The sequence below is a fragment of the Ruthenibacterium lactatiformans genome, assembly GCF_000949455.1.
Taxonomy (GTDB): Bacteria; Bacillota; Clostridia; order Oscillospirales; family Ruminococcaceae; genus Ruthenibacterium; species Ruthenibacterium lactatiformans.
On sequence record NZ_JXXK01000069.1, the window covers coordinates 1 to 5,397 of the forward strand.

2 tRNA genes and 3 rRNA genes are annotated in these 5,397 nt (G+C 51.3%); all 5 read left to right on the forward strand.

Features of this window, described 5'->3' with window-relative positions:
• Positions 1 to 313: 313 nt before the first annotated feature.
• The 5 genes from TQ39_RS19470 to rrf all read left to right on the forward strand — a co-directional run bounded on the left by TQ39_RS19470 (position 314) and on the right by rrf (position 5,397).
• Positions 314 to 1,841 (forward strand): 16S ribosomal RNA (locus TQ39_RS19470).
• Between the two features lie 137 nt (positions 1,842 to 1,978).
• Positions 1,979 to 2,054: transfer RNA gene (locus TQ39_RS19475), tRNA-Ala, on the forward strand.
• A 4-nt stretch (positions 2,055 to 2,058) separates the two neighbouring features.
• Positions 2,059 to 2,135: transfer RNA gene (locus TQ39_RS19480), tRNA-Ile, on the forward strand.
• 182 nt (positions 2,136 to 2,317) lie between these two features.
• Positions 2,318 to 5,149 (forward strand): 23S ribosomal RNA (locus TQ39_RS19485).
• A gap of 131 nt (positions 5,150 to 5,280) precedes the next feature.
• Positions 5,281 to 5,397, forward strand: a 5S ribosomal RNA gene (rrf, locus tag TQ39_RS19490).
• The 16S, 23S and 5S rRNA genes sit together here with 2 tRNA genes alongside, the layout of an rRNA operon.

Consider the following 5,397-nt stretch of genomic DNA (forward strand, 5'->3'; position numbering starts at 1 on the left):
GTTCTTGACAAGAAGGACGGAAGCTGATATAATAAACAGGCTGTCTCGAAAAAAGAGAGCGAAGCGGCTCGAAAAAAATCAGAAAAAAGTTCTTGACAAAAAGGGCTGGACCTGATATAATAAATAAGCTGCCTCGCGAGAGGGACGCACAGGACCTTGAAAATTAAACAATATCAAGAAGCTTAACGGAACCCTTTTAGAGTGTGGAAAACACTATAAAAATTCCTTTTAAAAAGCAGTAATGCAGGACGCAAGCGATTGCGTAATGAGATTACAGAGATTTGAATTCAGCATTAGCTGGTTTAAATACCATTTAATGAAGAGTTTGATCCTGGCTCAGGACGAACGCTGGCGGCGCGCCTAACACATGCAAGTCGAACGGAGCTGTTTTCTCTGAAGTTTTCGGATGGAAGAGAGTTCAGCTTAGTGGCGAACGGGTGAGTAACACGTGAGCAACCTGCCTTTCAGTGGGGGACAACATTTGGAAACGAATGCTAATACCGCATAAGACCACAGTGTCGCATGGCACAGGGGTCAAAGGATTTATCCGCTGAAAGATGGGCTCGCGTCCGATTAGCTAGATGGTGAGGTAACGGCCCACCATGGCGACGATCGGTAGCCGGACTGAGAGGTTGAACGGCCACATTGGGACTGAGACACGGCCCAGACTCCTACGGGAGGCAGCAGTGGGGAATATTGCACAATGGGGGAAACCCTGATGCAGCGACGCCGCGTGGAGGAAGAAGGTCTTCGGATTGTAAACTCCTGTCCCAGGGGACGATAATGACGGTACCCTGGGAGGAAGCACCGGCTAACTACGTGCCAGCAGCCGCGGTAAAACGTAGGGTGCAAGCGTTGTCCGGAATTACTGGGTGTAAAGGGAGCGCAGGCGGATTGGCAAGTTGGGAGTGAAATCTATGGGCTCAACCCATAAATTGCTTTCAAAACTGTCAGTCTTGAGTGGTGTAGAGGTAGGCGGAATTCCCGGTGTAGCGGTGGAATGCGTAGATATCGGGAGGAACACCAGTGGCGAAGGCGGCCTACTGGGCACTAACTGACGCTGAGGCTCGAAAGCATGGGTAGCAAACAGGATTAGATACCCTGGTAGTCCATGCCGTAAACGATGATTACTAGGTGTGGGAGGATTGACCCCTTCCGTGCCGCAGTTAACACAATAAGTAATCCACCTGGGGAGTACGACCGCAAGGTTGAAACTCAAAGGAATTGACGGGGGCCCGCACAAGCAGTGGAGTATGTGGTTTAATTCGAAGCAACGCGAAGAACCTTACCAGGTCTTGACATCGGATGCATACCTAAGAGATTAGGGAAGTCCTTCGGGACATCCAGACAGGTGGTGCATGGTTGTCGTCAGCTCGTGTCGTGAGATGTTGGGTTAAGTCCCGCAACGAGCGCAACCCTTATCGTTAGTTACTACGCAAGAGGACTCTAGCGAGACTGCCGTTGACAAAACGGAGGAAGGTGGGGATGACGTCAAATCATCATGCCCTTTATGACCTGGGCTACACACGTACTACAATGGCTATTAACAGAGAGAAGCGATACCGCGAGGTGGAGCAAACCTCACAAAAATAGTCTCAGTTCGGATCGCAGGCTGCAACCCGCCTGCGTGAAGCCGGAATTGCTAGTAATCGCGGATCAGCATGCCGCGGTGAATACGTTCCCGGGCCTTGTACACACCGCCCGTCACACCATGAGAGCCGGGGGGACCCGAAGTCGGTAGTCTAACCGTAAGGAGGACGCCGCCGAAGGTAAAACTGGTGATTGGGGTGAAGTCGTAACAAGGTAGCCGTATCGGAAGGTGCGGCTGGATCACCTCCTTTCTAAGGAGTCAGGCAGACACGGATACAGAAGTAACCGATGTCTGGTACAAGGGGAAACGGAGAGCAGATTGATATTGTTTAATTTTGAGGGCCCTGAAAAGGGAACTCAGAAAAGCGAAACCTTATGCGAAGAGCGTGGGGGTGTAGCTCAGCTGGGAGAGCACCTGCTTTGCAAGCAGGGGGTCAGGAGTTCGAGCCTCCTCATCTCCACCAATTTGGGCTCATAGCTCAGGTGGTTAGAGCGCGCGCCTGATAAGCGCGAGGTCGGTGGTTCGAGTCCACTTGAGCCCACCACTTTCCGAAAGGGAAGGACTCTCCAAAGCGTCGTACCTTGAAAACTGAACAAAGACTGCGTAAAGACAAAAGGATGGATGTTCCACCAGGAAGCATTCATCATTTGAAAGAGATTTTAAAAGAAATCTACAATTTCAAAGTTCTTTTGTTGGCAAATGGAAGAATCGAGCAAGAAAGATAACGGTCAAGCTAAAAAGGGCGCAGGGCGAATGCCTTGGCACTGGGAGCCGAAGAAAGACGTGATAAGCTGCGATAAGCCGCGGGGAGTTGCAAATAAACATTGATCCGCGGATTTCTGAATGGGGAAACCCACACGGAGTCATGTCCGTGTAACATACACTGAATTCATAGGTGTATGTAGGGAACTGCCTGAACTGAAACATCTAAGTAGGGCAAGGAAGAGAAATCAACCGAGATTCCGCTAGTAGTGGCGAGCGAACGCGGAAGAGGCCAAACCAGCGGTAGAAATACCGTTGGGGTTACGGACTAGTACAAGTATCGCAGAGTCTAGCTGAAGTGTGTGGGAAAGCACGCCGAAGAATGTGAGAGCCATGTAAGCGAAAGACGAAGCGAGCGACTAGAATCCAGAGTACGGCTGGGCACGTGAAACCCGGTCGGAAGTCGGGGGGACCACCCTCCAAGCCTAAATACTACCCAGTGACCGATAGCGTATAGTACTGTGAAGGAAAGGTGAAAAGCACCCCGGGAGGGGAGTGAAAAAGAACCTGAAACCCTGTGCCTACAAGCACACAGAGGACGTCAAAGTCTGATGTGGTACTTTTTGTAGAACGGTCCGGCGAGCGAATGTATGCAGCAAGGTTAAGTTGTTCAGCAATGAAGCCGAAGCGAAAGCGAGTCTGAAAAGGGCGTTGAGTTGCATGCATTGGGCCCGAAACCGAGTGACCTACCCATGATCAGGTTGAAGTGGGGGTAAAACCCCATGGAGGACCGAACCGACCTCCGTTGAAAAGGCGGCGGATGAATTGTGGGTAGCGGAGAAATTCCAATCGAACTCGGAGATAGCTGGTTCTCCCCGAAATAGCTTTAGGGCTAGCCTCATGTTAGATTTCCGGAGGTAAAGCACTGAATGGCCTAGGGCCCGAGAGGGTACCGAAGCCTATCAAACTCTGAATGCCGGAAAATTGATGCATGGGAGTCAGACTATGTGAGATAAGTCTCATAGTCGAAAGGGAAACAGCCCAGATCTACAGCTAAGGTCCCAAAGCAGGTTTAAGTGGAAAAGGATGTGGAGTTGCGAAAACAGCCAGGATGTTGGCTTAGAAGCAGCCACTCATTTAAAGAGTGCGTAATAGCTCACTGGTCGAGTGACTCTGCGCCGAAAATTCAACGGGGCTAAAACCTGCACCGAAGCTTAGGCATCCGCAAGGATGGGTAGGGGAGCGTTGTGTACGAGGCGAAGCATTAGCGAAAGCGGATGTGGATTGTACACAAGTGAGAATGCCGGAATAAGTAGCGCGAATGATGTGAGAATCATCATGGCCGAAAGCCTCAGGTTTTTGGAGGAAGGTTCGTCCGCTCCAAGTTAGCCGGGAGCTAAGGTGAGGCCGAAAGGCGTAGCCGATGCACATACGGTAGAGATTCCGTAGCCGCCGAAAGATTTAAGCAGGGGGACACATTTGAAGTGTTGGTGCCGGGTGTTGGTTTACCCGGTCGAAAGGGACTGAAATTTAGTAGGGAAGTCCAGCATGGAGAGTGGCGAGAAAAGCCCTGTGTATATCTAAGGCGCCCGTACCGCAAACCGACACAGGTAGGTAGGAAGAAGATTCTAAGGCCAACGGGAGAAGGGTTGTTAAGGAACTCGGCAAGTTGACCCCGTAACTTCGGGAGAAGGGGTGCTCATGAAAGTGAGCCGCAGAGAATAGGCCCAAGCAACTGTTTAGCAAAAACACAGGTCTGTGCTAAATCGAAAGATGACGTATACGGGCTGACACCTGCCCGGTGCTGGAAGGTTAAGGGGATGTGTGCAAGCACTGAACCGAAGCCCCAGTAAACGGCGGCCGTAACTATAACGGTCCTAAGGTAGCGAAATTCCTTGTCAGGTAAGTTCTGACCCGCACGAATGGTGTAATGATTTGGGCACTGTCTCAACAGCCCGCCCGGCGAAATTGTAGTACCGGTGAAGATGCCGGTTTCCCGCGACAAGACGGAAAGACCCCATGGAGCTTTACTGCAGCCTAATATTGGGTTTCGATATTACATGTACAGGATATGTGGGAGACATGGAAGCACGGGCGTCAGCCTGTGTGGAGTCAGCCTTGGGATACCACACTTGTGATATTGGAATTCTAACCTGCGGCCCTGAATCGGGTCGGGGGACATTGTTAGGCGGGCAGTTTGACTGGGGCGGTCGCCTCCGAAAAAGTAACGGAGGCGTTCAAAGGTTGGCTCAGCTTGGACGGAAACCAAGCCAAAGAGTGCAAACGCATAAGCCAGCCTAACTGCGAGACTGACGGGTCGAGCAGTAACGAAAGTTGGAGTTAGTGATCCGGCGGTATGTGAGTGGAAATGCCGTCGCTCAACGGATAAAAGTTACCCTGGGGATAACAGGCTGATCTCCCCCAAGAGTCCACATCGACGGGGAGGTTTGGCACCTCGATGTCGGCTCATCGCATCCTGGGGCTGTATTCGGTCCCAAGGGTTTGGCTGTTCGCCAATTAAAGCGGTACGCGAGCTGGGTTCAGAACGTCGTGAGACAGTTCGGTCCCTATCTGTCGTGGGCGCAGGATATTTGACAGGATCTGTCCCTAGTACGAGAGGACCGGGATGGACGCACCTCTGGTGCACCAGTTGTCACGCCAGTGGCACAGCTGGGCAGCTATGTGCGGATCGGATAAACGCTGAAAGCATCTAAGCGTGAAGCCGGCCTGGAGATAAGATATCCCACTGAGATAATCAGGTAAGACCCCTTGAAGACTACAAGGTTGATAGGCTCAAAGTGTAAGCACGGTGACGTGTTCAGCTAGCGAGTACTAATCGGTCGAGGGCTTGACCACAATCTTCTTGAAGGTTCTGCATTTGCCCAAGAGAGCGCAGTAGTTGTTCAGTTTTGAAGGTATGACCTTCAGAAGGAAAAAGAGAATATGTAGAGGCTAGGCTTTAAGCAATTGCTTCAAGCACATTCATAGCCGGTGCCGATGACGCCAAGGTTCCACCTGTTCCCATTCCGAACACAGAAGTTAAGCTTGGTTGTGCCGAAGATACTTGGTTGGAGACGACCTGGGAAAATAGGTAGGTGCCGGCT